Source organism: Bradyrhizobium sp. 142, assembly GCF_023074015.1.
Taxonomy (GTDB): domain Bacteria; phylum Pseudomonadota; class Alphaproteobacteria; order Rhizobiales; family Xanthobacteraceae; genus Bradyrhizobium.
In genome coordinates this window covers 1-25,053 of the sequence record NZ_JADPKQ010000251.1, presented here as the reverse complement: position 1 = coordinate 25,053, position 25,053 = coordinate 1, and the positions used below count along the sequence as shown (strand labels likewise).

The following is a 25,053-nucleotide window of genomic DNA, read 5'->3' as shown; positions in this document are numbered from 1 at the left end:
GCTGCAGCGTGTCAGCAGAATCCTTGAGGATAGGCGCATGCCTATCCGTATCGCTATCCTTACGACTATCCTTAGACATGGTGGGAGACCTCGTCATGAATTCAGTTCACGAGATCTTCCTAATCGATCAGATCAGCCCTCAGCGCGTGGTCCCTGGATGACGCTCACGAAGAACCGCAGCGTCGAGACGGTCTGATTGATGGTCGGCACGCCAACGCCGCTCGATGCCAGATGCAGCTGATACCGACGCACGTCCTCGAAAGTCGCGGTATCCGGTGATCGCCCGAGGAACGCGGCGAAGTTCTTGATTCTTTGCACGTAGTCATGTTGGGTCTTCGGCGCGAACTTGCGGATCGTCATGTCTTCGATCATGCGCCGGCGCAGCGGGCTCACTGCCTCGTCGGTCATGGGGATGCTCCTGTTTTGGGTGAAGGTTGCGAACCCCTCATCTCAAAACAGGACGCCCCGTTACGCTATCCTCTTGGCTGCGCTGCCGGCCGCAGCGTCCTACCGCGCGAGCGGTTTAGTCCTCTGGCACATGGCCGACCTGAGGCGATGTCCAGCTTGAGTCCGCAAAGCATCGGCTAACGGACATCGCTCAAGCCGTGGCAACGAATCTCGACTACGAGTACGCCGCCCCTAACCTTCCTTCGCGAACGTCGCCTCCATCGCCCTGCGCGTCTTCACCGTCTCGTTGTTGGGGTCGAACTCAACATCGCTCCAGCGCACGATCTCGCCGTGGGCTACGTCGTGCTTCAACTTGACCCGATGCGCGAGGCCGATCGGCAGCGCGCCAGCCTTGAGGCTCGCCGCCGCCGGCACCAGCTTGCCCCACACCGTGTACCCGCCTTCGCCGTCCAGCATCTCGCCGGCGCGCAAAGGCCGCTTGGCCACGGCCGCGACGTCGCCGCGGAAGCCCGTCGCCTGGCCGGTCGGCTCGCCCCGCAGCGCCGCCGACAGGATCGAGATGTTCAGCTCGAGCCCGATCAGATGATAGGGCTTGTACATTGCTGCGAAGCGTCCGCTGGCGTCGGTCTTGAGGCCATATTGCCTGAAGCAGTCGGCGGCATAGTCGTTCGGCGCCTCCAGGACGACATAGACGCCCCAGCGCAAATCGCGAAACACTGGCCGCCCGTCGCGCTCGAGCGAGGAGACGACCTCCACCACGCCGGACCGCTCCAGCACGCCGCCGCGCGAGCGCGGCCGCATGATGTGTGGTAGATCGTCGACGCCGCAGGGCGGAAACAACAATCCCTCCGTGGGCACGTCGAGCCCGCAGGCATTGGCGATCGCGGCCATCTCGATCGCCGATTTGGTGCCGTCGAGGAACGAGTTGAACATCTGCGGATTCATCCCGGCCGACTGCGCTTCGCCTGCGGTCAGGCCGTAATGCTGCCAGACGCCATCCGGCGTCACGTCGTGATAGGCCGGCAGATATTTCGTGCCCTTGCCGGCGGCGACGACGCGAAAGCCGGTGGCGCGGGCCCAGTCGACCATCTCCGCCGTCAGCGCCGGCTGGTCGCCATAGGCGAGCGAATAGACCACGCCCGCTTTGCGCGCTTCCTCGGCCAGCAGCGGACCCGCCAGCACGTCGGCCTCGACATTGACCATCACGATATGCTTGCCCGCCGCGATCGCCGCGCGCGCGTGGCGGATGCCGACGGCGGGATTGCCGGTCGCCTCCACCACGACGTCCATCGCGCCGCCGGCAATGGCGCGTGCGCCGTCGTCGGTGAAGGTGGTCGCGGCGATGCGTGCCGTATCCCAGCCAACGGTGCGGCAGGCCTCGCGCGCTCGGTCGCGGTCGATGTCGACGATGATGGGCACCTCCAGCCCTGGTGTGTGCGGCACCTGCGCCAGAAACATCGAGCCGAATTTGCCGGCGCCGATCAGCGCGACACGGACCGGCTTGCCGGCAGAGACGCGGGCTTGGAGGAGGCGGTGGAGGTTCATGGGGCTTCCAATAGTTCAGCATTGCTGATGCGGTTTGTGCTCGGTCCACCTCTCCCCGGAGGGGAGAGGTGGGTTTGCGCAGCAAACCGGGTGAGGGGCCGCAGCTCCGACGAGAGGGCATAACCCCTCACCCGGCGCTTCGCGCCGACCTCTCCCAACGGGAGAGGTGGATCACGCCCGTGACGGCGGCTTTACTCCGCCGCCTGCCGCGGCGCACGTGCGAGCCGCAGCAGCGCATCATCGTCCACCGTCCTGATCGGCGCAAAATCGCGATGCGCGATGTAGTCCGGCCGCGTCGGCGTTCGGATGTAGTTCGAGACCGCGTTCAGGGTCAGGTACACGATCTTGCGCGGATAGGGCGTGATGTTGCCGGCCGAGCCGTGCACGAGATTGCCGTGGAACATCAGCATGCCGCCGGGCTTGCCGGTCGGCGCGACGATGCCGCCCTGCTCGACCAGCCGCGTCACCGTCGCCTCATCCAGCGTCCACAGCGGATAGGAGGTCGTCGCAAGATCATGCGAGGCTTCGAGATCGCCGGCGTTCTGGCTGCGCGGCACCAGCATCAGCGGTCCGTTGATCGGCATCACCTCGTCGAGGAAGATCGCGATGTTCATGGCGCGCGGCTCCGGCATGCCGTCGTCGCGCTTCCAGGTGCCGTAGTCCTGGTGCCATTGCCAGACGTCGCCGGTAAAGGCCGATTTCGCGTTGATCTTGAACTGGTGCATGTAGACCGGCTCGCCGAACAGCTGCTCGACCGGGTCGATCATGCGCGGATGCGCGCCAAGGATGCGGAACGCCTCGTTGTAGAGATGCGCGGCAAACGCCGTGCGCGGCGCGCCGCTCTTCTCGCGCCAGACCTCGGGCCGGTTGGCGTCGTAGATCCCGACCGCCTCGCGCGCCAGCAAGTCGACCTCCTCCGCCCTGAACAGCTCGGGCAGAAACAGCCAGCCCTCGCGGTCGAAGAACTCCAATTGCTCCTGGGACAGTCTCATGGGTCGTCCTCCTTGGTTGTTTGTTTTTGTCGTATTTTTTCTGCCGTCATGGTCGGGCTTGACCCGGCCATCCACGTCTTCGCTCCACGTCCGGAAGAGCGTGGATGCCCGGGACAAGCCCGGCATGACGGCGACGGAGATCGTGATCTACGCCGCCACCTCTTCGCTCGCCCTCAATCTCTCCTCAGTCATCCGTCCCGCCGTTTGCGCATGCGCCAGCGCCGTGCGCTCGGCGGCCTCGGCGTCGCCTGCGAGAATGTGCCCGGCGATATCAGCATGCTCGGCCCAGGCGCTGCCGCGATAGTCGAGCTCAGACAGCACGGTCGCCATCGAGCGGCGCATGTGCGGCCATTGCGGCGCAATCGTCTGCTCGATCACGGGATTGCCGGCGAGCTGATAGATTGCGCGGTGAAAGTCGACGTCGAGCGCGATGAGCTCGGCGAGCGGCGTCTTGCCATCGGTCCGGCGTCCGGCGGCGAGCGCCGCATCGAGCCGTGCGCGCCCCGCTGCGTCGCTTGCCGCGCGCTCCGCGGCGAGCCGAGCCGCCAGCGCATCGATCGCGCCGCGCACCTCATAGAGCTGGCGAATGCGCGAGGGATCGAGCTGGGTGACTTCAAAGCCGCGCCGGCCGCTCTCGGCGACCAGCCCCTGCCGGTGCAGCAGATGCAGCGCATGCGACACCGGCTGGCGCGATACGCCGAGCTTGTCGGCGAGTTCGTTCTGGCGAATGCGCTGGCCGGGCTGCAGCGTGCGGTCCGAGATCGCCTCCAGGATCCGTGCATAGACCTGGTCGATCAGGTTCGGGAGCGGGTCGAGAGGGATCACGCCGGAAGCTCCAACAGCTCATGCAGTGGAATACGGAATTCCGTGTGCGAATTTACGGCGGCAGGCCGAGCGCGTCAAGCGCTCCGGCCGCTGCACCGGTCTCCGTTTGGCTGCCGCTAAGCTATTGATATTACTTGGCCCGGCTACTGTGCACGCGGTTGTTTTCGAGAAAAAGTGCTCCCCTGTCTCAGGGCTCCAGCACCTCCACCTCGAGGGCCGCGATCTGCTCCGCATCCGCCATCGCCTCGATCCCAGCGATCCGGTCGCCGCTGAAGCCGACGCGCAGCGCAATCCGCAGATGGCCGCCCAAGATAACAGCGATACCCATCTCGCCGTCGACCAGCGCCGGCCGTGCGGTCTGCGCGCGGCCCTTGAAGATCTGCGCAACGGCATCGGCGCCGCGGACTTCCGGCAGCGAGCCGAGCCGGACTGCGGCCTGATCGGCGCGGAACACCACGTCGGGATCGAGCACCGCAAGCAGGCGCTCGAAATTGCCTTCCCGCGAGGCCGCGAGGAAGGCATCGACGATCTTCCGCTGCCGCGACAGATCCGTCTCCGGCACCGGCGCTCCTTGCACGCGACGCCGTGCGCGGCTCGCAAGTTGGCGTGAAGCGTCGACCGAGCGGCCGACGATCGGCGCGATCTCCTCGAACGGAACGGCGAACATGTCGTGCAGCACGAAGGCGAGCCGCTCCGCCGGCTGCAGCGTTTCGAGCACGACGAGCAGTGCTGCGCCGACGGAATCGGCCATCTCCGCCTCGCGCTCCCGCGCCTCGTCGACGGGCTCCGGCACGTGCGGGTCCATCGGGTCTTCCCGGCGCGATTTTCGTGCGCGCAGCATGTCGAGACAGATGCGCGCGACCACCGTGGTCAGCCAGCCCTTGAGGTTGGCGACATCGGACCTGTCGCTGCGGCTGAGCCGTAGCCAGGCCTCCTGCACGGCGTCATCGACCTCGCCGCGCGATCCCAGCATCCGGTAGGCGACGCTGCGCAAATGCTGCCGATTGGCCTCGAACTGGTGGCTGAGAAAATTTTCTTCAGTCATCGGTCACATTCCCTGATCGCGATCCGTCACCCCCATGACGACGCCAATCCGGCCGATGTGACCGGAACCGTCGACATTCTTAAACGGAGACGAAGAAAATGATGCACGCTCGTATGAACCATCCGGTCATGGTTCTGCCCGAAGCCATGAACGTCCTGCAAGCCCTGGGTAACCTGACCAAGCAGGGGCTGCCGGGAAAGCTGCTGGAACTGGTGCACCTGCGCGCCAGCCAGATCAACGGCTGCAGCGTCTGTGTCGACATGCATCCCAAGATCGCCCGCAAGCTGGGTGAGACCGACGAGCGCCTGTTCGCGGTGTCGGCCTGGCGCGACGCGCCCTATTTCACCGACGCCGAGCGCGCCGCGCTGGCGCTGACCGAAGCCGTCACCCGTCTCGCCGATCGCGAAGATCCGGTGCCGGATGCGATCTGGAACGAGGCGGCCAAGCATTTCGACGAGCGCGAGCTCGCAACCCTGATCCTCTCGATCGCGACGATCAACGTCTGGAACCGGCTCAACGCCACGATCAAGATGCCGGTCGGCGTGTGGAAGGTGTGAGCGCGGCACTTTCTTTCCCTCTCCAGTCACGAAGAGGGAAAGAGGGCTACTCCGCCAGAAACGCGTTCACCGCCTCGCCAACCTCCAGCGGCGCCTGTTCGAACATCCAGTGGCCGGCATTCGCAATGACCGCCGTCTTGGCGCCGGCGATGTGTTCGGCCAGCACACGCCACATCACCGACAGGCTGCCGGTGGTCGCACCGCCGCCGATCAGCAGCGTCGGCGTCCTGATCGCCTGCGCATCCGCAAGCGTGTAGGGTCTGCGCTGCTCGTTGATCTGGCCTAGGAAGGTGATGGCGTTGTCACGCAATTGCTGTTTTGCCGCCGCCGGTACCCGACGCCACGAGCCGTCGCCCTCGATGCCTTCGTAGAAGTTCTGCAGCGCGCCCTCGATGTCGCCGGCGCGGATCATCTCGACCGATCGCGCCGTGCGCGCGGCCAGCGGTGGATGCGCAGGCGTGCCGGCCTGCACCGGCAAGCTGGCATCGAGATCGCCTCCGGGCTCGGCCAGCACCAGCTTTCGCACCAGATCAGGCCGCGCCTGCGCCACCCGAAACGCGATGTGGCCGCCGCGTGAATGTCCCATCAGATCGACCGGAGCGGGCTCGACCTGCGCGATGAAGGCGATCACATCGGCGACGTGCTGCGCCATCCTGTAATCGTCGCCGATGGCATTCCAATGCTCGGGAAAGAAATGCCGCAGGCTCACCGAGATGACGCGATGCGCCTTCGACAGCGGGCCGAGCACCGAGTACCAGGTGCGAAAGTCGCCGAGCGTGCCGTGCACGCAGACCAGCGGCGGCCCTTCTCCGACTTCGAGATAGGCCATGTCGTAACCATTGACGCGAAATGTCTGCATGATCAGCCCGCCAGAAAGTCCAGGACCACTTCGGAGTATTTTTGCGGCGCCTGCTCGAACATCGGATGCGTCGCATTCGGGATGATCGCCGTCTTCGCATACGGGACGTGCGCGGCGAGCGCATGCAGCACCTTCGGCAGCACGCCCTTGGTCCGCGCCCCCAGGATGAACAGCGTCGGCATTTTGATCGCCTCCGCATCCGCCTTCGAGAAGGGCGGACGGTTGTCGCGGACCTGGCCGATTAACGTGAAGGCGTTGTCGCGCAAATTCTGTTTCACCATCGCCGGCAGCCGGGGCCAGGTGCCGGGTCCCTCCAGCGTGTCCACGAACACCGCGAGGCCGCCGTCGACATCGCCCGCCGCGATCTTCTCGGCTGAGGCCGTGAAGCGCGCCAGCAGCGGCGAGGGCCCGCCGGTATAATCCGGATCGAGACTCGCATCGAGCTCGCCGCCGGGCTCGGCGAGGATCAACCGCCGCAGCAGCTCCGGCCGCGCTTGTGCCGCGCGAAAGCAGATGTGCCCGCCGCGAGAATGGCCCATCAGATCGACCGGACCCAGATCGAGCTTCTCGATGAAGGCGATGATGTCGTCGACATGCTGGCTGATCGAATAGGTATCGCCCATGCCGTCCCACCGCTCCGGGAAGAAGTGCCGCAGGCTGAGAGCGATGACCCGGTGCCGCTGCGTGAGCGGCCCGAGCACGCAGCCCCAGACGCGGAAGTCGTTGAGCGAGCCGTGCACGCAGACCAGCGGCGGCCGGCCTCTATCCTCCCCCACGTCGAGATAGGGCATGTCGTAACCGTTGACGTGGAGGCTTTGCATTCTTGGCTCACCAGAAGGGGTGCGGAACTCCTGTGCAAGATTCCCGGAAACCGGGTGGATCGCAACTATTTCCAAGCCTAGATTTGGCAGCAGATCACACTGGGGCCTGCAACAAGGACGAGAAGCCGGGAACCAGATCATGACCGACCAGCATTTCACCCTGTTTGAGACCAGGATCGGCCTATGCGCCATCGCCTGGGGGCCGCGTGGCATCAACGGCGTGCAACTGCCGATGGGCGGCGAGCAGAAGATCCGTACCCGCATCAGTCAGCGCCATGCCGATGCCAGCGAGGCCGAGCCGACGGCCGAGGTGCAGCAGGCGATCGACCGTATCGTCAAACTGCTCGCGGGCGAGCCGGATGACCTCACCGACATACCGCTCGATCTCGACGGCGTGCCCGACTTCAACCGCGGCGTCTACGAGATCGCCCGCACCATTCCGCCCGGCAAGACCGTCACCTACGGCGACATCGCCAAGCGCCTCGGCGGGGTCGAGCTGTCGCGCGACGTCGGCCAGGCGCTCGGCCGCAACCCGTGCCCGATCGTCGTGCCCTGCCATCGCGTGCTGGCGGCCGGCAACAAGCCCGGCGGCTTTTCGGCGAATGGCGGCGTAGTGACGAAATTGAAGATGCTCGAGATCGAAGGCGCGCTGGTGAACCATACGCCGAGCTTGTTTGATTGAGGCCCACCGTCATGGGTGGGACAAGGCCGGTCATGATGAAGCACGAGAGCGCAACCGCTAGATCTTAGCCGCCGCCTTCGGCCAGTAGCGATCGCGCAAATGGCGCTTCACCAGCTTGCCGGTCGGCGTGCGCGGCAGCTCGGCCTCGAAATCGACCGAGCGCGGGCACTTGATCGCGGAGAGGCGGCCCTTGCAGTAGGCGATCAGGTCGGCCTCGAGCTCCTTGCCGGCGCGCTTGGGATCGTGCGGTTGCACCACCGCCTTGACCTCTTCGCCCATTTCCTCGTTCGGCACGCCAAACACCGCGACGTCGGCGACCTCGGGGTGCGTGATCAGCACGTCCTCTGTCTCCTGCGGATAGATGTTCACGCCGCCCGAGATGATCATGTAGGACTTGCGATCGGTGAGGAAGAGGAAGCCGTCCTTGTCGAGATAGCCGACGTCGCCGAGCGTCGACCAGCCCTTGGCGTTGTAGGCCTTCTTCGTCTTCTCGGGATCGTTGTGATAGGTGAAGGCCGGCGCATCGGCGAAATAGACCGTGCCGATTTCGCCGACCGGCTGCTCGTCGTCGTTCTCGTCCAGAATCTTGATCTTGCCGACCACGGCGCGGCCGACGCTGCCGCGATGCTCCAGCCATTCTTTCGAATTGCAAACGGTGACGCCGTTGCCTTCCGAGCCGGCATAATACTCGATCAGAATCGGTCCCCACCATTCGATCATCCTGGCTTTGACGTCGACCGGGCAGGGCGCGGCGGCGTGGATCGCACCCTTCAGTGTGGAGACGTTGTATTTGGTGCGGACCTCGTCCGGCAGCTTGAGCATGCGCACGAACATGGTCGGCACCAGCTGCGACTGCGTCACCTTGTGCTTCTCGACCAGCTTCAAAAACTCTTCGGCGTCAAAATGCTCCATGATGATGGAGGTGCCGCCGAGCACAATCGCCATCATGTTGAAGCGCAACGGCGCCGCGTGATAGAGTGGCGCCGGCGAGAGGTAGATTGTGTCGGCGTTCATGCCGCACATGTTGGCGCAGAGCACGCGCAAGAACGCGTTCGGCTCGTCGATCGGCTTGCCCTCGAACGCCTTCTTGATGCCTTTGGGGCGGCCGGTGGTGCCTGACGAATACAGCATGTCGTAGCCGGCGACTTCGTCCGCGATTGGCGTCGTCGGCTGCGCAGCCGCTGCCTTGTCGTAGGAGCGGAAGCCGGGCAGCGGCTCGTCCATCATGTAGAAGATCGGCTCACCGGCGGCGCCTTTGATCAGGCCCTTGATCTGATCGGCGCATTTCGGTGTGGTGATCACGACCTTGGCGCCGCAATCAGCGATGATGTACTCGATCTCGTCCTGCTTCAGATAGCGGCTGATCGCGGTGTAATAGAGTCCGCTGCGTTGCGCCGCCCAGCAGATCTCCATGAAAGCGAGGCGGTTCTCCATCAGCAGCGCGATGTGGTCGCCGGCCTTCAAGTCGAGCGAGCGGAACAGGTTTGCGCCCTGGTTCGAGAGCTCGTCGAGCTCGCGATAGGTGATCGCCTTGCCGGTGCCGGCCATCTGGTAGGCGATCTTGTCGGGCGTGGTGCGGGCATGGATGGAGGGGTGGGTCATAGCGGAGATCTCGCAACAAAACAGGTGTCATCCCGGCGAAGGCCGGGATCCATAACCACAGGCCTCGGTTGTTGAGACAAGATGGAGCTTCAGCGCAGCACAACCACAGCCTCCTGTGATTATGGGTCCCGGATCGGCGCGCGCTTGAGGCGCGCTTGTCCGGGACGACACCATCTGCGTGGAAGAAGTCTACAGCCGCTCCACGATCGTCACATTCGCCATGCCGCCGCCTTCGCACATGGTCTGCAGGCCATAGCGCTTGCCGCGCTGGTGCAGCGCGTGGACCAGCGTCGTCATCAGCTTGGTGCCGGAGCCGCCGAGGGGATGGCCGAGCGCGATGGCGCCGCCGTTGACGTTGAGACGTTCCGGATCGGCGCCGGTGCTCTTGAGCCACGCGGTCGGCACCGAGGCGAAGGCCTCGTTGACCTCGAACAGGTCGATATCGTCGATCGTCATGCCGGCTTTCTCAAGCGCGCGCTTGGTGGCGTGCAGCGGGGCGTCGAGCATGATCACGGGATCGCCGCCCATCATGGTCATGTGATGGACGCGCGCCAGCGGCTTGACGCCAAGTTGCCTCAGGCCGCGCTCGTTCACCACCAGGACGCCGGAGGCGCCGTCGCAGATCTGGCTGGCGCTGGCCGCGGAGAGCTTGCCGTTCTCCGCGATCAGCTTGACGCCCTTGATGCCGTCGAGCGTGGCGTCGAAGCGGATGCCCTCGTCGATGTGATGGGTATCCTTGGAGCCGTCGGCGCGGGTGATCTCGAGCGGCACGATCTCCTTCTTGAAGTGGCCGGCCTGGGTGGCCGCGATCGCGCGCTGATGGCTGTTGTAGGAGTACTCGTCGAGTTCATTCTTCGACAGGCCGTATTTCTCAGCCATCATCTCGGCGCCGGTGAACTGGCTGAACACGATGTTGGGATAGCGCTGCTCGATGCCCGGGCTCTTGTAGTTGCCAAAGCCGTTCTTGGCCGGGAGCTGCGACGACAGGCCCATCGGCACGCGCGTCATCGATTCCACGCCGGCAGCGATCACCACGTCCATCGCGCCGGACATCACGGCCTGCGCTGCAAAGTGCAGCGCCTGCTGCGAGGAGCCGCACTGGCGGTCGATCGAGGTGCCCGGCACGCTCTCCGGCAGCTTCGAAGCCATGATCGCGTTGCGCGCGACGTTGTTGGACTGCTCGCCCACCTGCATCACGCAGCCCATGATCACGTCCTCGACCAGGGCCGGATCGACCTTGGTGCGGTCGACCAGCTCGTCCAGCACCTTTGCGGCGAGATCGGCCGGATGCCAGCCCGCGAGGCGGCCCCCCTTGCGCCCGCCGGCGGTACGTGCAGCGGCGACGATGTAAGCCTCGGCCATGTCGGTTTCTCCCTGGATTGTTCTGAATGAGTTGGTTGTCGGGGCGGATTTAAGGGGCGCGAGATCATTTAGTCAATCGATCAATTAACTCTTGTGATGAGGCGCTGCTTGGGCTTATCTGCGGCCCGCGCGTGCGGCCAGAACAGGGATTTCCGTGACCACCAGCGTACCGAACAGGCTCCCCAGCGGAAAGAATTCCACGGCAGAGAAATTGCTCGTGGCCGCGAGCGAGCTGATGATCGAGCGCTCGTCGATCGAGATTTCGCTGAGCGACATCGCCCAGAAGTCCGGCGCCAATGCCGCGCTGGTCAAATATCACTTCGGCAACAAGGACGGCCTGCTGCTAGCGCTGCTCGCGCGCGATGCCGCGACCGAGCTGTCCAATCTCGAATATCTGCTGGCGCAGCCGATTACGTCGACCGCGAAGCTGAAGCTGCATATCGGCGGCATCATCCGCGCCTATCACCGGTTTCCCTACATGAACCGGCTGATCCATTATCTGCTGCACGAGAGCATCGCGGGCTCCGCCGACGAAGTCTCGAAATTCTTCGTGGCGCCGTTGCTCGATTTTCATCGTCGGCTGCTCGCCGAAGGCGTCAGCCACGGCGAGTTTCGCCAAACCGATCCGGTGCTGTTCTACACCAGCCTGATCGGCGCCTGCGATCATCTGTTCTTCGGCCGGCACGCGATGTCTCGTGCAACCGGCGTCGGCCCGGTCACCGACGAAGTCTGCCGGCAATATATCAAGCACATGGAAACGCTGATCTGCGGCGGAATCCTCACGAGAACCGAGGAAGCTGCCGCGGCCGGATGATGCGGCCGAAACTCAAGTCCAGAGAAGAAACGCCCAAGGAAAAGGTAGAGGAAAGGTATAAGCGATGCAGTTGAAAGACGTTGCCGTTCTCATCACCGGCGGTGGGTCGGGCCTCGGAGCCGCGACCGCCCGCGCCATGGCCGCCAAGGGCGCCAGGATCGGCGTGATCGACCAGAGCAAGGAAAACGCCGAGAAGGTTGCGGCCGAAGTGAAGGGCGTCGCCCTCCATGCCGACGTCACCGACGAGGACGGCATCAAGGCTGCCATCGCCAAGGCGGAAGCCGCCCATGGCGTCGCGCGCGTGCTGATGAACTGCGCCGGCATCGGCGGCTCGCAGCGCATCGTCGGTAAGGACGGTGTTTATCCGCTGGCGAAGTTTGCCCGCATCATCAACGTCAATTTGATCGGCACCTTTAACTGCCTGCGGCTGTTCGCCGAGCGCCTCGTTACCGCAGAGCCCATTGGTGAAGAGCGCGGCGTCGTCATCAATACGGCGTCGGTCGCTGCTTACGAAGGCCAGATCGGTCAGATCGCCTATTCGGCGTCGAAGGGCGGCGTCGTCGGCTTGACCCTGCCGGCAGCCCGCGACCTCGCGAGCCAAAAAATTCGCGTCAATACCATCGCGCCCGGCCTGTTCCTGACGCCGCTGCTGATGGGCCTGAACGAAGAGGCCCGCAAGAGCCTCGGTGCCCAGGTGCCGCATCCCGCGCGCCTCGGCGATGCCTCCGAATACGGCTCGCTCGCCGTGCACATCGTCGAGAATCCGATGCTCAACGGCGAAACCATCCGCCTCGACGGCGCTATTCGCATGGCGCCAAGGTAGGCGATGCTCTCGTCCCTTCTCCCTTGTGGGAGAAGGTGGCGCGAAGCGCCGGATGAGGGGTTCTCTCCGCGGAGACAAACCCCTCACCCAAGCGAGTTCTGGGGTTGGCGGCGTACTTGCCCTCTCCCACAAGGGGCGAGGGCGCAATAACAGCCACCTTACGCGCGGATATACGAGGCTCGCATGTCCCAACCGTTGCTGATCGAGCGCGACGACCGCGTCGACGGGGTGACGCTCAATCGTCCCGAAAGCCTCAACGCGCTCGATCCTGCACCGATCAATGCGTTGAATGTCCATTTCCACGAGGATTTTCGGAAGGCATCAGGCCTTCCTTGAGAAGCGAAAGCCTGTCTATATCAGCGCTGAACGAGAACGATCCGCAAAGGACGAGTAATTCCGGGAGACGCAAAATGAGTGGGAGTGCGGCAGCGGTGATGACGAAGCCCGTCTTTCGCAAGGTGGAGTGGCTGGCGCGCGACATCGACGTCGAACGCGGCAACGACGGCACGGTGGTGCTGAAGTCGCGCATTCCCTTGCAGCCCTACGAGAAGCACATCCCGGCCTCGTTGGCGAAATGGGCGAGGGAAGCGCCGGAGCGCATCTGGCTCGCACAGCGTGGCGGCGCTGATCGCGCGTGGCGAAAGGTCTCCTACGGTGAAGCCAAGCGCATTGTGGATGCGCTGACGCAGGGCCTGCTCGATCTCGGCCTCGATGGCCGCCCGGTCGCGATTCTCTCCGGCAATTCGATTGAGCACGCGCTGATGACGCAGGCCGCGATGCAGGCGCGCTCGCCGGCGGCACCGGTGTCGCCGGCCTACTCCTTGATGAGCCACGATCACGTCAAGCTGAAGTACCTGTTTGATCTGATCAAGCCGGCCGTGGTGATGGTGCAGGATGGCCCGACCTTCGAGGAGGCGCTGAAAGCGCTCGACCTCACCGGCGTCACCGTCGTTCACGTCGTGCGGCCCTGCGAGGGCATCAACAGCGTCAGCTTTGCCGAACTCGCCGCGACGCCGGTGACCGCCGAGGTCGAAGCGTCGATCGCGAAGATCACGCCCAAGACCGTCGGCAAGCTGCTGTTCACCTCCGGTTCGACCGGCATGCCAAAAGCCGTCATCAACACGCAGGAGATGATGTGCGCCAATGCGGCGATGATGATGCAGGTGCGGCCGCGCACGCCCGGCGGCCCGCTGTCGACCATGCTGGACTGGATGCCGTGGAACCACACCATGGGCGGCAACGCGGCGTTTCACCCGATCCTGGTCGATGGCGGCACGCTGTATATCGATGACGGCCGGCCGTTGCCGGGGCAGTTCGAGGAAACGCTGCGCAATCTTCGCGAGGTCTCGCCGACCTATTACGCAAACGTGCCCGCTGGCTATGCCGCGCTGGCAGCGGCCATGGAGAAGGACGATGCGCTCTGCCGCTCCTTTTTCAAGAACCTTTCGATCATGGCCTATGGCGGCGCGCGGCTGCCGGACGATCTCTACGACCGCATGCAGGCCCTCGCCGTGAAGACCACGGGCGAACGCATTGTGTTCTACACCGGCTGGGGCTCGACCGAGACCGCGCCGACCTCGACCGGCACCTATTGGGACACCGAGCGGGTAGGCCTGATCGGCCTGCCGTTCCCCGGCGTGGAATTGAAGATGGTGCCGTGCGGATCGAAATACGAGCTGCGCCTGCGCGGCGTCAATGTCACGCCCGGCTATTTCGGCCAGCCTGATCTGACCAGGAAGATGTTCGACGAGGAAGGTTTTTACTGCATCGGCGATGCCGGAGTCTTTGTCGACGATGCCGATCCGGTGCAGGGCATTATTTTCGCCGGCCGCGTGGTGGAGGACTTCAAGCTCACCACCGGCACCTTCGTCCATGTCGGCTCGCTGCGCACCGATGCGATCGCCGCCGCCACGCCCGTCGTGCACGACGCGCTGGTCGCGGGACAGGATCGTCCCTTCATCGGCCTGCTGGCCTGGCCGAACCTGCACGCCTGCCGCCAGCTCGTTGGTAATCCAGACCTGAGTTTCGAGGACGCCGTGAAGCATCCCGAGGTGATCGCCTGCTTCAGGCGCGGGCTGGAGGCTCACAACAAAGAGTGCGAAGGCGCCAGCAGCCGCATCATCGCGCGCGCCATGCTGATGGCCGAGCCGCCCTCGATCGACGGCAACGAGCTCACCGACAAGGGCTACATCAACCAGCGCGCCGGCCTCGAGCGCCGCGCCGCGCTGGTGGCGCGGCTCTATGCGGACACACCGGATCAGGGTGTGATCGTGCTGCGATGAAAGCGCGAACCCTCTCCACTCGTCATTCCGGGATGGCCCGCAGGGCCAGGCCCGGAATCCATCAGGCCGCATACGCGTGGCGAAATGGATTCTCAGATGCGCAATTGCGCATCATAGTTCGTGACGTTGTCGCGCCCCGGAATGACCGCATCAATTAACGACAACGAATAAGAGGTCGCCATGAACTTTGATTTCTCCGACGATCAAAAACAACTCCGCGATCAGGCGCGCAAATTCCTTACCGAAAAATGCTCACCCAAGGCGGTGCGCGTGGTGCTCGACGGCAAGGCACCCTATGACAAGGAGCTGTGGAAGGGCCTTGCCGAGATGGGTTTCCTGGGCGTCGCGATTCCCGAAGACTTCGGTGGCACCGGTGCCGGCCATCTCGAGCTCTGCGTGATCGCCGAAGAAATGGGCCGTGCCAACGCGCCGGTGCCGTTTTCCTCGACCGTCTATCTCGCTGCGGAAGCGCTGCTGATCGCCGGCAGCGACGCGCAGAAGAAGAAGTGGCTGCCCGCAATCGCCTCTGGCGAGGCGATCGGCACGCTGGCGCTGTTCGAGGGCAAGGGCAATCCGGCGCCGAAGAACATCAACCTGGCTGCTTCGAACGGAGTGCTCAACGGCGTCAAGCGGCCGGTCGCCGATGGTGCCATCGCGAACTTCGCGGTGGTTGCCGCGCGTACGGGATCGAGCGGGCGTGACAGTGAGATCTCGCTGTTCCTGGTCGATCTTAGGGGCGGCGGCGTTGAGGTGAAGAGCTTGACCAATCTCGATCCGACCCGCGGGCAGGCTGAGATTACCTTCAACGATTGCAAGGCCGAGCCGCTTGGCGCGGCGGGCGAGGGCTGGAGCATCCTCACGGAGGTGCTCGACCGGGCCGCCGTGCTCTGTGCCTTCGAGCAGGTCGGCGGCGCCGACCGTGCGCTGGAGATGGGCCGCGACTACGCGCTCGATCGCATCGCCTTCGGTCGCCAGATCGGCTCGTTCCAGGCGGTCAAGCACATGCTCGCGGACATGTACGTGTCGGCGACGCTGGCGCGCTCCAACAGCTATTATGGCGCCTGGGCGCTCTCGACCAATGCGGCCGAATTGCCGGAAGCCGCAGCCGCCGCGCGCATCAGCGCGGCGCAGGCGTTCCAGCACTGCGCCAAGAACAATATCCAGGTCCATGGCGGCATGGGCTTCACCTGGGAGTTCGACTGCCACATGTACTACCGCCGTGCCAACGCGATGGCGCTCGGGCTCGGCAGCCTGTCCTATTGGGAAGACCAGTTGATCGATCGGATGCGCAAGAAGAACGCGGCGTAATGATAGATGCGTAGGGTGGGTTAGCCCCGCGGATGCGCGAAACGCAATCCGAGAGGCGTAACCCACCATCGGGCCGCAACAACGCTCCAGAGAAGTGGTGGGTTACGCCTTCGGCTAACCCACCCTACGAAGACACGAGAAGAGCCATGAACTTCGACGATACCCCGCAAGAAGCCGAATTCCGCGCCACAGCCCGCGCCTGGATCGCGGCGAACGCGCCAAGGCAGTATGAGGACGAGCTGCGCAAATCCTCGCTCGGCCGCACCCAGCTCAAGAACGCCAATATTCTGGAGGTCGCAAAGGCCTGGCAGAAAAAGAAAGCTGATGCCGGCTGGGCCTGCCTGCACTGGCCCAAGGACTATGGCGGCCGCGGTGCCTCGCCGATCGAGCGCGTGATCTGGCAGCAGGAGGAGGGCCCGTTCGGCAAGCTCTCCGGCATGTTCATCATTGGTCATGGCATGTGCGGGCCGACCATGATGGCCTTCGCGCGCGAGGAACATAAGCGCACCTATCTGCCGCCGCTCGCCTCCGGCGAAAAGGTCTGGTGCCAGCTGTTCTCCGAGCCCGCCGGCGGCTCCGACGTCGCGGGCCTGCGCACGCGCGCCGAGAAGGACGGTGACGACTGGGTCATCAACGGGCAGAAGATCTGGACGTCGGGCGCGCATTATTCCGACTACGGGATCCTCTTGACCCGTACCGATCCCAACGTGCCCAAGCACAAGGGCCTCACCATGTTCTTCCTCGACATGAAGAGCCCCGGCGTCGAGGTGCGGCCGATCAAGCAGGCGAGCGGCGCCTCCGACTTCAACGAGGTCTATTTCACCAATGTCCGCATCCCCGATCACCAGCGCCTCGGCGAGGTCAATGATGGCTGGAACGTCTCGCTGACCACGCTGATGAACGAACGCATGTCGATCGGCGCGGGCGTCTCGACCGGCTTTCCGGAACTGTTCGACTATTGCTCCAGCCTGATGCTGGACGACGGTCCCGCGATCGAGGATCGCGCGGTGCGTTCGAAGCTGGCGAACTGGGCGGTGAAGGCGAGCGGGCTGCGATACACCAGCATGCGCGCGATCTCGGCGCTGTCGAAGGGCGAGCGGCCGGGACCGGAGAATTCCATCGGCAAGCTGGTGGCTGGCTCGATGATCCAGGACGTCGCGACCTACGCGCTCGATCTCCAAGGCGCCGTCGGCGTGGTCAGCGGTCCCGAAGATGCCGAAGTCGCCGGCCGCTTCCAGGCGATGCTGCTCCGCGCGCCGGGCACCCGAGTCGAAGGCGGCACCGACGAGATCATGCGCAACATCATCGCCGAACGGGTGCTGGGCCTACCCGGCGATATCCGGGTCGACAAGGACGTGCCGTTCAACAAGATCCCGACGAAGGGAAGAAGTTAGAATCGTAGGGTGGGCAAAGGCGCGTGGCGCCGTTCCCACCAATTCTGTCGAGCACGAGGAAAGGCGGTGGGCACGCTTCGCTTTGCCCACCCTATGCACCGAGCAAGCATTGAGAGGTCCGTCATGAATTTCGACGACACGCCGCAGGAAGCCGCATTCCGCGAGACCGCGCGCAAATGGATCGATGCCAACGCGCCGAAGGAGTTCTTGGCGGAGCTATCAAAATCCTCGCTCGGCCGCATCCGGCTCGCCAATCACGATATCGTCGATGTCGGCAAGGCCTGGCAGAAGAAGAAGGCCGAAGGTGGTTGGGCCTGCCTGCACTGGCCGAAGGAATACGGCGGCCGCGGCGCCACCCCGATCGAGCGCGTGATCTGGCAGCAGGAGGAGGATGTCTACGGCAAGCTGACGCAGCCGTTCCAGATCGGCGAAGGCATGTGCGGCCCGACCGTGATGGCCTGGGGCAGCGAGGAGGCCAAGCGCCGCCATCTGCCGAAGCTCGCCTCCGGCGAGGAGATCTGGTGCCAGCTGTTTTCCGAACCGTCCGCCGGCTCCGACGTCGCAGGGCTTCGCACGCGGGCGGAGAAGAAGGGCGAGAACTGGATCGTCAACGGCCAGAAGATATGGACCTCGGGTGCGCATTATTCCGACTACGGTTTGCTGATCGCGCGTACCGATCCTAACGTGCCCAAGCACAAGGGCCTCACCATGTTCTTCCTGGACATGAAGAGCCCGGGCGTAGAGGTGCGCCCGATCAAGCAGGCCAACGGCATGCAGGAGTTCAACGAGGTCTATTTTACCGACGTCGTGATCCCGGACAGCCAGCGTCTCGGCGCCGTCGGCGAGGGCTGGAGCGTCTCGCTGACCACGTTGATGAACGAACGCATGTCGATCGGTTCGCGGCTCGCGACCGGCGTTCCCGAGATGTTCGAGTTCTGCTCCAATCTGATGCTGGAGGACGGGCTCGCCATCGACGATCCCGCCGTGCGCTCGAAACTTGCGAGCTGGGCCGTGAAGTCGAGCGGGTTGAAGTACACCAGCTACCGCGCGATCTCGTCGCTGTCCAAGGGCGAGCAACCGGGCCCGGAAAACTCCATCGGCAAGCTGGTGTCGGGCATGATGCTCCAGGACATCGCCACCTACGCCATGGACCTCCAGGGCGCGGCCGGCGTTCTCACGGGCACCGACGAGGAGACGGTGCAGGGCCAATTCCAGCAGATGCTGCTGTCCTCGCCCTCGATGCGCATCGCCGGCGGCGCCGATGAGATCTTGCGCAATATCATCGCCGAGCGCGTGCTCGGTCTGCCCGGAGACATCCGCGTCGACAAGGACGTACCGTTCAACAAGATCCCGACCAACGGGCGGTGATAATCCCGCATCTTGTAGGATGGGCAAAGCGAAGCGTGCCCACCACATGCAGATACTTCCGGGGCACGTTTGTTGGTGGGCACGACGCTACGGCGCCATTGCCCACCCTACAAAGAAAAGAGCACGAGCTAATTCATGGATGCAACAGCGAGCCAGAACCAAGATCGCATCGGCGTGCTCGAAGAGCTCCTCAATGAGCGCTATTCGGTCCGCGCCTTCCTGCCGAAGCAAGTCGATCGCGCCACTATCGAGCACGTGCTGAAGACCGCGCAGCGCACCGCGTCCTGGTGCAACAGCCAGCCCTGGCAGGTCGTGATCGCCAGCGGCGAGGCCAAGGAGCGCTTCCGCAAGCTGATCTACAAGGAGGCCTCTAGCGGTCTTGGCGATGACTACGATTTCACGCCGCCGCGCGAATATGTCGGTACCTATCTGGAGCGCCGACGCGAAAGCGGCTTCCAGCTCTACAACACGCTGGGCATCGCCCGCGGCGACAAGGCGGCCTATGCGAAACAGGCGCTGGAGAATTACAATTTCTTCGGCGCGCCGCATGTGGCGATCATCCACACCAACGAGCCGCTCGGCATCTATGGTGCGATCGATTGTGGCGCCTATGTCAGCAATTTCATGCTGGCCGCCGAGGCGCTCGGGCTCGGCACCATTCCGCAGGCAGCATTAGCGCGCCATTCCGGCCTGATCCGACGTCACTTTAATCTTTCGGACGACCGCCGCGTCGTCTGCGGCATCTCGTTCGGCTATGCCGACCACGCCCACAAGGTCAACAGCTACCGCACCTCGCGGGCGAGCGTTGCAGATACCGTGACGTTTGTGGAGGACTGACGGGATCCGTCGCATCGCTTGCGTGCTGCGCAGGAAGGACTCTCACGAAGACGGCCGTTGAACGGCCGCCTTTACATGTGTCGCCTGGGTCCGATTGACGCCAGCCGCTATCCGCCGCTGCCGCCGATGACGGCGCGCACAGTCTCGTCAGGCCCAAAATCTTCGGCGCCGTCGACATAGAGCAGCGCTGCGAGCTTCGAGCGGGCGCGGTTGACGCGGCTCTTGATGGTGCCGACCGCGCAGCCGCAGATCGAGGCTGCGTCCTCGTAGGAGAAGCCGGAGGCGCCAACCAGGATCAAGGCTTCGCGCTGGTCCTGCGGAAGCTTTTCGAGCGCCGTGCGAAACTCCTCGAACTCGAGATGCGCGTTCTGCGAGGGCTGCGTTTTCAGCGTCTTGGCATAGTTGCCTTCCGCATCCTCGACCTCCCGCCGCCGCTTGCGATAGTCGGAGCGGAACAGGTTGCGCAGGATCGTAAACAGCCACGCCGGCAGGTTGGAGCCGGGCTGGAACGAGTCGATGTTGGCAAGCGCGCGGAGCAGCGTCTCCTGAACCAGATCGTCGGCACGGTCCGCATTGCCGCTGAGTGAGATGGCGAACGCGCGCAGACTCGGCACGGCCGCCAGGATGTCATTGCGCAGGGATTCCGTGAGAGGCATTAATCCCTCCCATTGTTGTTGTCGTTAGGGCCCCCGTCATTTTCCACTTGGGGCGTCGCTCCCGGCGCATCAAGCTTCTTGATCAGCTCCGCGAACCGATCCGGGACCCCCTGCCGCACGACGTCGTCGTACATGGCGCGCAGTTGGTGCCCGATCCGGGACTGAATCTCCGGAGTGAGCCCTCCCTTGCCGGGGGTCGTGCTTCTGCTGGCTTGAGACTTGAGATCTTTCATGACCTGTTCCACGTTTCCCCGAGTTAAGTGACTGCAAAATAGAGAAATTTTCTCAACCGGGAGCCGTTCCCTAGTTAGGCACAATGCGAGGTTCGATAAAAAGTTCCGCCTCTTACGGAACTTTTCTTGATCTGGGGCGTAATCAGCCGTGCGGGGGAACCAGGGCCTCCCCCTCGTTATGCACCGAAGGCTGGGGCCCGATGAATGGAGTGGGGATGTCCCGTTCACAGCTTGTTGCTGAGCACTTGCCGTTGTTGCGCCGGTATGCACGTGCCCTGACGGGCAGCCAGGCCTCCGGCGACGCCTATGTCGCAGCCATGTTGGAAGCCATGTTGGGAGACCCGTCGGTGCTCGACGAGAGCCACGGACCGCGGGTCGGCCTATTCCGGCTGTTCACCCAGATCTGGAATTCGGTCTCGGTCAACGATGATGCCGAAGTGGCGACCCTGCCGATGCCGCCGGAGCGGCGGCTGTCGAACATCACACCGCTGCCGCGGCAGGCGTTCCTGCTGCTGTCGCTCGAGGGATTTTCGGAAGAGGAAGTCGCCTACATCCTCAACACCGACGTCGCCGAGACGCGGCGGCTGGCGGACGCTGCAGGACGCGAGATGGCTGCCGAGATCGCCACCGACGTGCTGATCATAGAGGACGAGACCTTCATCGCCATGGACCTCGAGAGCCTGGTGAAGAACCTCGGGCACAACGTCGTCGGCGTCGCGCGTACCCATGCCGACGCGGTGGCGCTCGCCAAGAACAAGCGGCCCGGCCTGATCCTCGCCGACATCCAGCTTGCCGACGGTTCGTCAGGCCTGGACGCCGTCAACGAATTGCTGCGCACTTTCGAGGTGCCGGTGGTGTTCATCACCGCCTATCCGGAGCGCTTCCTCACCGGCGAGCGGCCGGAGCCGGCGTTCCTGATCTCGAAGCCGTTCCAGCCAGCGATGGTGTCGGCGGTGGCGAGCCAGGCGCTGTTCTTCCAGCGCAACTCGCGCAACCGCGCGCCCAGGGCGCCTGCGGCTTAAGAAGGCGCCGGCGGCGTAACCGCGGCCTGACATTGGCTGATGATGATCCGATCCGGCGTGCCGCAAGGTGCGCCGGATTTTTCCTGTCGTTTTGCCGCGCTTGACGGCCGTTGAATTCGCCGCTCATACCTCGTGCAGCGGCCGCGTTGCCGCGGCAGCGCAACCGGAGACGTGTTCATGGACCAGCAACTCCTCGACCGCCTCGCCATCCGCGATCTCATCGAGAACTGGGCGGTCTGGCGCGATGCCGGCGACTGGGAGCGCTTTGCCACGGTCTGGCACGAAGAAGGCTGGATGTCCGCGACCTGGTTTCAGGGGCCAGCGCGGGATTTCATGCGCGTCAGCCAGGAGGGGTTCGCCAAGGGCGTCCGCATCCTGCATTTCCTCGGCGGCACCAGCATCGACCTTTCCGGCGATCGCGCCATCGCCCAGACCAAGATGACGATCTCGCAGCGCGCGCCGGTGCATGACGTGCCCTGCGACGTCGTCTGTACCGGGCGCTTTTATGATTTCCTAGAAAGGCGGCAAGGCCATTGGGGCATCGTTCGCCGCCAGCCGATCTACGAGAAGGACCGTATCGATCCGGTCGATCCCGCCGCAACCCTCCGCCTCGACAGCCAAGCGCTCGCTGCGCTGCCCGAAGGCTACCGCCATCTCGCCTACATGCAGGAGCTGATCGGCTACAAGGTCAAGCGCGACATGCCGGGCCTGACCGGGCCTGAGGTCGAGAAGCTCTATGCCGAGGGACAGACGTGGCTGGCGGGGAAGGCGAAATGAACTCCAAAAAAAGCAGGGCGCGACTGGCATCACCACAGTCGCGCCCTACGTCGCCGGCTTATGGGGCAGGGGGGAATAGCCGGCTGTTGGGACGACTCCCGGGCGCGGGAGTCGTTCCAGGCGGTTGCAAAATATTTTCCGAGGCTCGCGACTTTCTGGCACACGGTTAAGTGATCTTAGCCGCTGAGAACTCCTGGTCCTGTGCTTGCGTTGTTCCCGCGATCGCCATGGGGCGAGGGATCGATTGCCATGTCACAGATTTATAAGGGATTTTTGGGAGCCGTCGCGATTGTCGCGACACTTGGCGCCGCGCAGCTGGCTTTCGGCCACGATCTCGCCGACCGCTGGCAGGCGGTCGCGGACAAATCCGGCGATGTCGTCAATCGCGCCGGCAAGGCCGACCGGCTCGCCGACCTCAAGCAGGCCCCGGCTCCAACCCGCACCGTCTCGATGCGCCTGAACGATCTCGCCGATACGTCCGTCTTGCTGCGGGTGCCCGCGTCGACCGAGACCGGCAATGCGAAGCCGCCGGTGCTGCTCCCCAACCAGAACCAGAAACAGGGCCGCAACAAGCCGACGATCGCCTGCGAGCCGATGGTCAGCTCCCTGACCGAAGTTGCCAAGCTGCTCCAGCCCGGGCGCTGCTTGACCTGATCGCCGCCGGCCGTGGACAAATCGCCTTCCCCGCAGGGAGGGCGATCTATCACGTCCACTTGATCCCTTCTCCCTGCGCGTTATATCCCGGGTTTCTTCCCTTTCCTTTGACCGGGTAAACGCATGACGACGTCAGATACGGCTGCGCATACGCAGCCCTTCCAGGCCGAGGTTTCCGAGCTTTTGCACCTCATGGTGCACTCGGTCTATTCGGAGACCGATATTTTCCTGCGCGAGCTCGTCTCCAACGCGTCGGACGCCTGCGACAAATTGCGGTACGAGGCGATTGCCAATCCGGCGCTGCTGGGTGAGGGCGACTCGCTCAAGATCCGCATCGCCCCGAACAAGGCAACCTCCACGCTCACGATCGCCGACAACGGCATCGGTATGGAGCGGCAGGAGCTGATCGACCATCTCGGCACCATCGCCCGCTCCGGCACCAAGGCGTTCGTGTCGAAACTGAAGGAGGCCAAAGACGGTCTCGGTCTGATCGGCCAGTTCGGGGTCGGCTTCTATTCCGCCTTCATGGTCGCCGAGAAAATCGTCGTGGTCAGCCGCCGCGCCAGCGAGAGCGACGTCTGGAGCTGGACCTCCTCAGGCGGCTCGGGCTTCGAGATCGCCCGCGCCAGCGAGCAAGACGCCGCGCGCGTGCAGCGCGGCACTGAGATCATCCTGCACCTGAAGGATGACGCCAAGAAATATCTCGAGACTTACGAGATCGAGCGCGTCGTCGGCGCCTATTCCGACAATATCCTCTTTCCCATCGAACTCGTGCCGGAACAGGGCGAGCCGCGCCAGATCAATTCGGCGAGCGCGCTGTGGCAGCGCTCGAAATCGGAGCTGACGGCCGAGGACTACAAGAAGGCCTATCAGCAGATCGGCCCCGCCTTCGACGATCCCGCGATGACGCTGCACTATCGCGCCGAAGGCCGCTACTCCTACGCCGTGCTGCTGTTCGCACCGTCGACAAAACCGTTCGACCTGTTCGAGCCCTCGCGCAAGGGTCGCGTCAAGCTCTATGTGCGGCGCGTCTTCATCACCGACGATGCCGATCTGTTGCCGGGTTACCTGCGCTTCATCCGCGGCGTCGTCGACAGCGAGGACCTCCCGCTCAACATCTCGCGCGAGATGCTCCAGAACAATCCGCAACTCGCGCAGATCCGGAAAGCCGTGGCGACCCGCGTCGTCAACGAGCTCGAAAGCCTCGCCGAGAAGGACCCGGAGAACTTTGCGAAAATCTGGGACGCCTTCGGCGCGGTGCTGAAAGAGGGCATCTACGAGGATTTCGAACGCCGCGAAAAGCTGCTCGTGCTGTCGCGCTTCACCACCACATCGGGCGAGAAGCGTTCGCTCAAGGACGTCATCGCCGATTTCAAGCCGAACCAAACCGAGATCTATTATCTCGTCGGCGACAGCATCGAGCGGCTGAAGTCCAATCCCCGGCTCGAGGCGGCGACCGCGCGCGGCATCGAGGTGCTGCTGCTGTCCGATCCCGTCGACGCTTTCTGGACCTCGATGCCATCGGAGTTCGAGGGCAAGCCGCTGAAGTCGCTGAGCCAGGGCGATCTCAACCTCGACCTGATCCCGCGTGTCGACGAGGCCGACGAGGCGAAGAAGGAGGAACCCGTCGCCGACGAAGCCGGCACCATCGCCGTGATCAAGGCCGCGCTCGGTGAACGTGTCAGCGACGTCAAGGCTTCGACGCGCCTCACCAACTCCGCCTCCTGCCTCGTCGCCGACAGCCAGGGGCCGAGCCGCGAGCTCGAGCGCATCCTGGCGCAGCAGAATCGCGGCAAGCCCACCAAGCCGATCCTGGAGATCAATTTGCGCCATGCGCTGGTGACTGCGATCACCAAGGCGCAAGCCGGCTCCAAGGTGGTCGACGACCTCAGCCTGCTCCTGCTCGAACAGGCGCAGATCCTGGATGGCGAGCTACCGGAGGACCCCGCCGCGTTTGCTGCACGGCTGAACCGGCTCGTGTTGCAGGGGCTCGGCGGATAGCGACCCCGTAGACGGCGAAATCATCTCACACTGCGCTCCCCTTCCGCTTTGCGGGCAGGGCAATCGCATATGGGTGCACGATGCGGCGACATCGGCAGTGGGCTCCCTCTCCCGCTTGCGGGGGAGGGTTGGGGTGGGGGGCGTCTCCGCGTCGGGATTATTGAGATTGGGGAGGATATCCCGCCG

General features: G+C 64.2%; 24 protein-coding genes and 1 pseudogene. 14 read left to right on the top strand and 11 right to left on the bottom strand.

Annotated elements, in window-relative coordinates:
• Window positions 1-132: 132 nt before the first annotated feature.
• The 5 genes from IVA82_RS23140 to IVA82_RS23120 all read right to left on the bottom strand — a co-directional run bounded on the left by IVA82_RS23140 (window position 133) and on the right by IVA82_RS23120 (window position 4,815).
• Complete coding sequence (locus IVA82_RS23140; protein WP_247387324.1) at window positions 133-408, bottom strand: phage integrase N-terminal SAM-like domain-containing protein; 276 nt, start codon at window positions 406-408, stop codon at window positions 133-135.
• 231 nt (window positions 409-639) lie between these two features.
• Complete coding sequence (locus IVA82_RS23135) at window positions 640-1,953, bottom strand: Gfo/Idh/MocA family oxidoreductase (RefSeq protein ID WP_247493567.1); 1,314 nt, start codon at window positions 1,951-1,953, stop codon at window positions 640-642.
• A gap of 191 nt (window positions 1,954-2,144) precedes the next feature.
• Window positions 2,145-2,945, bottom strand: coding sequence for a phytanoyl-CoA dioxygenase family protein (locus IVA82_RS23130; protein WP_247387322.1), 801 nt, complete (start codon window positions 2,943-2,945; stop codon window positions 2,145-2,147).
• Window positions 2,946-3,092: 147 nt separating this feature from the next.
• Window positions 3,093-3,770: a GntR family transcriptional regulator gene (locus IVA82_RS23125; protein ID WP_247387321.1), complete on the bottom strand. Its 678-nt coding sequence runs from the start codon at window positions 3,768-3,770 to the stop codon at window positions 3,093-3,095.
• A 187-nt stretch (window positions 3,771-3,957) separates the two neighbouring features.
• Window positions 3,958-4,815 (bottom strand): sigma-70 family RNA polymerase sigma factor, encoded by an 858-nt coding sequence (locus IVA82_RS23120; RefSeq protein WP_247387320.1) that lies wholly within the window; start codon window positions 4,813-4,815, stop codon window positions 3,958-3,960.
• 101 nt (window positions 4,816-4,916) lie between these two features.
• On the opposite strand from IVA82_RS23120, the gene IVA82_RS23115 reads away from it, so the two are divergent.
• Complete coding sequence (locus IVA82_RS23115) at window positions 4,917-5,372, top strand: carboxymuconolactone decarboxylase family protein (protein ID WP_247387326.1); 456 nt, start codon at window positions 4,917-4,919, stop codon at window positions 5,370-5,372.
• A 46-nt stretch (window positions 5,373-5,418) separates the two neighbouring features.
• On the opposite strand, the gene IVA82_RS23110 is transcribed toward IVA82_RS23115, so the two are convergent.
• Complete coding sequence (locus IVA82_RS23110) at window positions 5,419-6,231, bottom strand: alpha/beta hydrolase (protein WP_247387319.1); 813 nt, start codon at window positions 6,229-6,231, stop codon at window positions 5,419-5,421.
• Between the two features lie 2 nt (window positions 6,232-6,233).
• Window positions 6,234-7,052: an alpha/beta hydrolase gene (locus IVA82_RS23105; RefSeq protein WP_247387318.1), complete on the bottom strand. Its 819-nt coding sequence runs from the start codon at window positions 7,050-7,052 to the stop codon at window positions 6,234-6,236.
• A gap of 139 nt (window positions 7,053-7,191) precedes the next feature.
• On the opposite strand from IVA82_RS23105, the gene IVA82_RS23100 reads away from it, so the two are divergent.
• Entirely contained in the window at window positions 7,192-7,734 is a 543-nt protein-coding gene (locus IVA82_RS23100) for a methylated-DNA--[protein]-cysteine S-methyltransferase (protein ID WP_247387317.1), read from the top strand.
• A 57-nt stretch (window positions 7,735-7,791) separates the two neighbouring features.
• Here IVA82_RS23100 and IVA82_RS23095 read toward each other — a convergent pair whose 3' ends face one another.
• Both IVA82_RS23095 and IVA82_RS23090 read right to left on the bottom strand, forming a co-directional pair.
• Window positions 7,792-9,336, bottom strand: coding sequence for an acyl-CoA synthetase (locus tag IVA82_RS23095; protein ID WP_247387316.1), 1,545 nt, complete (start codon window positions 9,334-9,336; stop codon window positions 7,792-7,794).
• 189 nt (window positions 9,337-9,525) lie between these two features.
• On the bottom strand, window positions 9,526-10,698 hold the full coding sequence (locus IVA82_RS23090; RefSeq protein ID WP_247387315.1) for an acetyl-CoA C-acetyltransferase: 1,173 nt from the start codon (window positions 10,696-10,698) through the stop codon (window positions 9,526-9,528).
• Window positions 10,699-10,909: 211 nt separating this feature from the next.
• Between IVA82_RS23090 and IVA82_RS23085 the strand changes: the two genes are divergently transcribed.
• The 8 genes and pseudogenes from IVA82_RS23085 (at window position 10,910) to IVA82_RS23050 (ending at window position 19,524) form a co-directional block, all read left to right on the top strand.
• On the top strand, window positions 10,910-11,512 hold the full coding sequence (locus IVA82_RS23085; RefSeq protein WP_247387325.1) for a TetR family transcriptional regulator: 603 nt from the start codon (window positions 10,910-10,912) through the stop codon (window positions 11,510-11,512).
• A 64-nt stretch (window positions 11,513-11,576) separates the two neighbouring features.
• Window positions 11,577-12,335: an SDR family NAD(P)-dependent oxidoreductase gene (locus IVA82_RS23080; protein ID WP_247387314.1), complete on the top strand. Its 759-nt coding sequence runs from the start codon at window positions 11,577-11,579 to the stop codon at window positions 12,333-12,335.
• 183 nt (window positions 12,336-12,518) lie between these two features.
• Window positions 12,519-12,635 (top strand): annotated as a pseudogene (locus tag IVA82_RS23075) (enoyl-CoA hydratase/isomerase family protein); the annotation flags it as partial.
• A 110-nt stretch (window positions 12,636-12,745) separates the two neighbouring features.
• The gene (locus IVA82_RS23070) at window positions 12,746-14,617 is read left to right on the top strand and encodes an AMP-binding protein (protein WP_247387313.1); all 1,872 of its coding nucleotides are present in this window, start codon (window positions 12,746-12,748) and stop codon (window positions 14,615-14,617) included.
• Between the two features lie 180 nt (window positions 14,618-14,797).
• Window positions 14,798-15,925, top strand: coding sequence for an acyl-CoA dehydrogenase family protein (locus tag IVA82_RS23065; protein ID WP_247387312.1), 1,128 nt, complete (start codon window positions 14,798-14,800; stop codon window positions 15,923-15,925).
• A 146-nt stretch (window positions 15,926-16,071) separates the two neighbouring features.
• Window positions 16,072-17,319 (top strand): acyl-CoA dehydrogenase, encoded by a 1,248-nt coding sequence (locus IVA82_RS23060; protein ID WP_247387311.1) that lies wholly within the window; start codon window positions 16,072-16,074, stop codon window positions 17,317-17,319.
• A gap of 123 nt (window positions 17,320-17,442) precedes the next feature.
• Entirely contained in the window at window positions 17,443-18,687 is a 1,245-nt protein-coding gene (locus IVA82_RS23055; protein ID WP_247387310.1) for an acyl-CoA dehydrogenase, read from the top strand.
• Window positions 18,688-18,822: 135 nt separating this feature from the next.
• Window positions 18,823-19,524, top strand: a complete 702-nt coding sequence (locus tag IVA82_RS23050; protein WP_247387309.1) for a nitroreductase — start codon at window positions 18,823-18,825, stop codon at window positions 19,522-19,524.
• Window positions 19,525-19,631: 107 nt separating this feature from the next.
• Here the strand turns inward: IVA82_RS23050 and IVA82_RS23045 are convergent, their stop codons facing one another.
• On the bottom strand, window positions 19,632-20,180 hold the full coding sequence (locus IVA82_RS23045) for a sigma-70 family RNA polymerase sigma factor (protein ID WP_247387308.1): 549 nt from the start codon (window positions 20,178-20,180) through the stop codon (window positions 19,632-19,634).
• Window positions 20,180-20,413, bottom strand: a complete 234-nt coding sequence (locus IVA82_RS23040) for a NepR family anti-sigma factor (RefSeq protein WP_247387307.1) — start codon at window positions 20,411-20,413, stop codon at window positions 20,180-20,182. The genes IVA82_RS23045 and IVA82_RS23040 overlap by 1 nt, the downstream gene beginning before the upstream one ends.
• A 215-nt stretch (window positions 20,414-20,628) precedes the next feature.
• Between IVA82_RS23040 and IVA82_RS23035 the strand changes: the two genes are divergently transcribed.
• The 4 genes from IVA82_RS23035 (at window position 20,629) to htpG (ending at window position 24,867) form a co-directional block, all read left to right on the top strand.
• On the top strand, window positions 20,629-21,435 hold the full coding sequence (locus IVA82_RS23035) for a response regulator (protein ID WP_187436476.1): 807 nt from the start codon (window positions 20,629-20,631) through the stop codon (window positions 21,433-21,435).
• A 177-nt stretch (window positions 21,436-21,612) separates the two neighbouring features.
• A complete protein-coding gene (locus IVA82_RS23030; protein WP_247387306.1) occupies window positions 21,613-22,212 on the top strand; it encodes a nuclear transport factor 2 family protein in 600 nt (199 codons plus the stop codon).
• Between the two features lie 249 nt (window positions 22,213-22,461).
• Window positions 22,462-22,866: a hypothetical protein gene (locus IVA82_RS23025; RefSeq protein ID WP_247387305.1), complete on the top strand. Its 405-nt coding sequence runs from the start codon at window positions 22,462-22,464 to the stop codon at window positions 22,864-22,866.
• 123 nt (window positions 22,867-22,989) lie between these two features.
• Entirely contained in the window at window positions 22,990-24,867 is a 1,878-nt protein-coding gene (gene htpG / locus IVA82_RS23020; protein ID WP_247387304.1) for a molecular chaperone HtpG, read from the top strand.
• The last annotated feature ends 186 nt before the right edge of the window (window positions 24,868-25,053 follow it).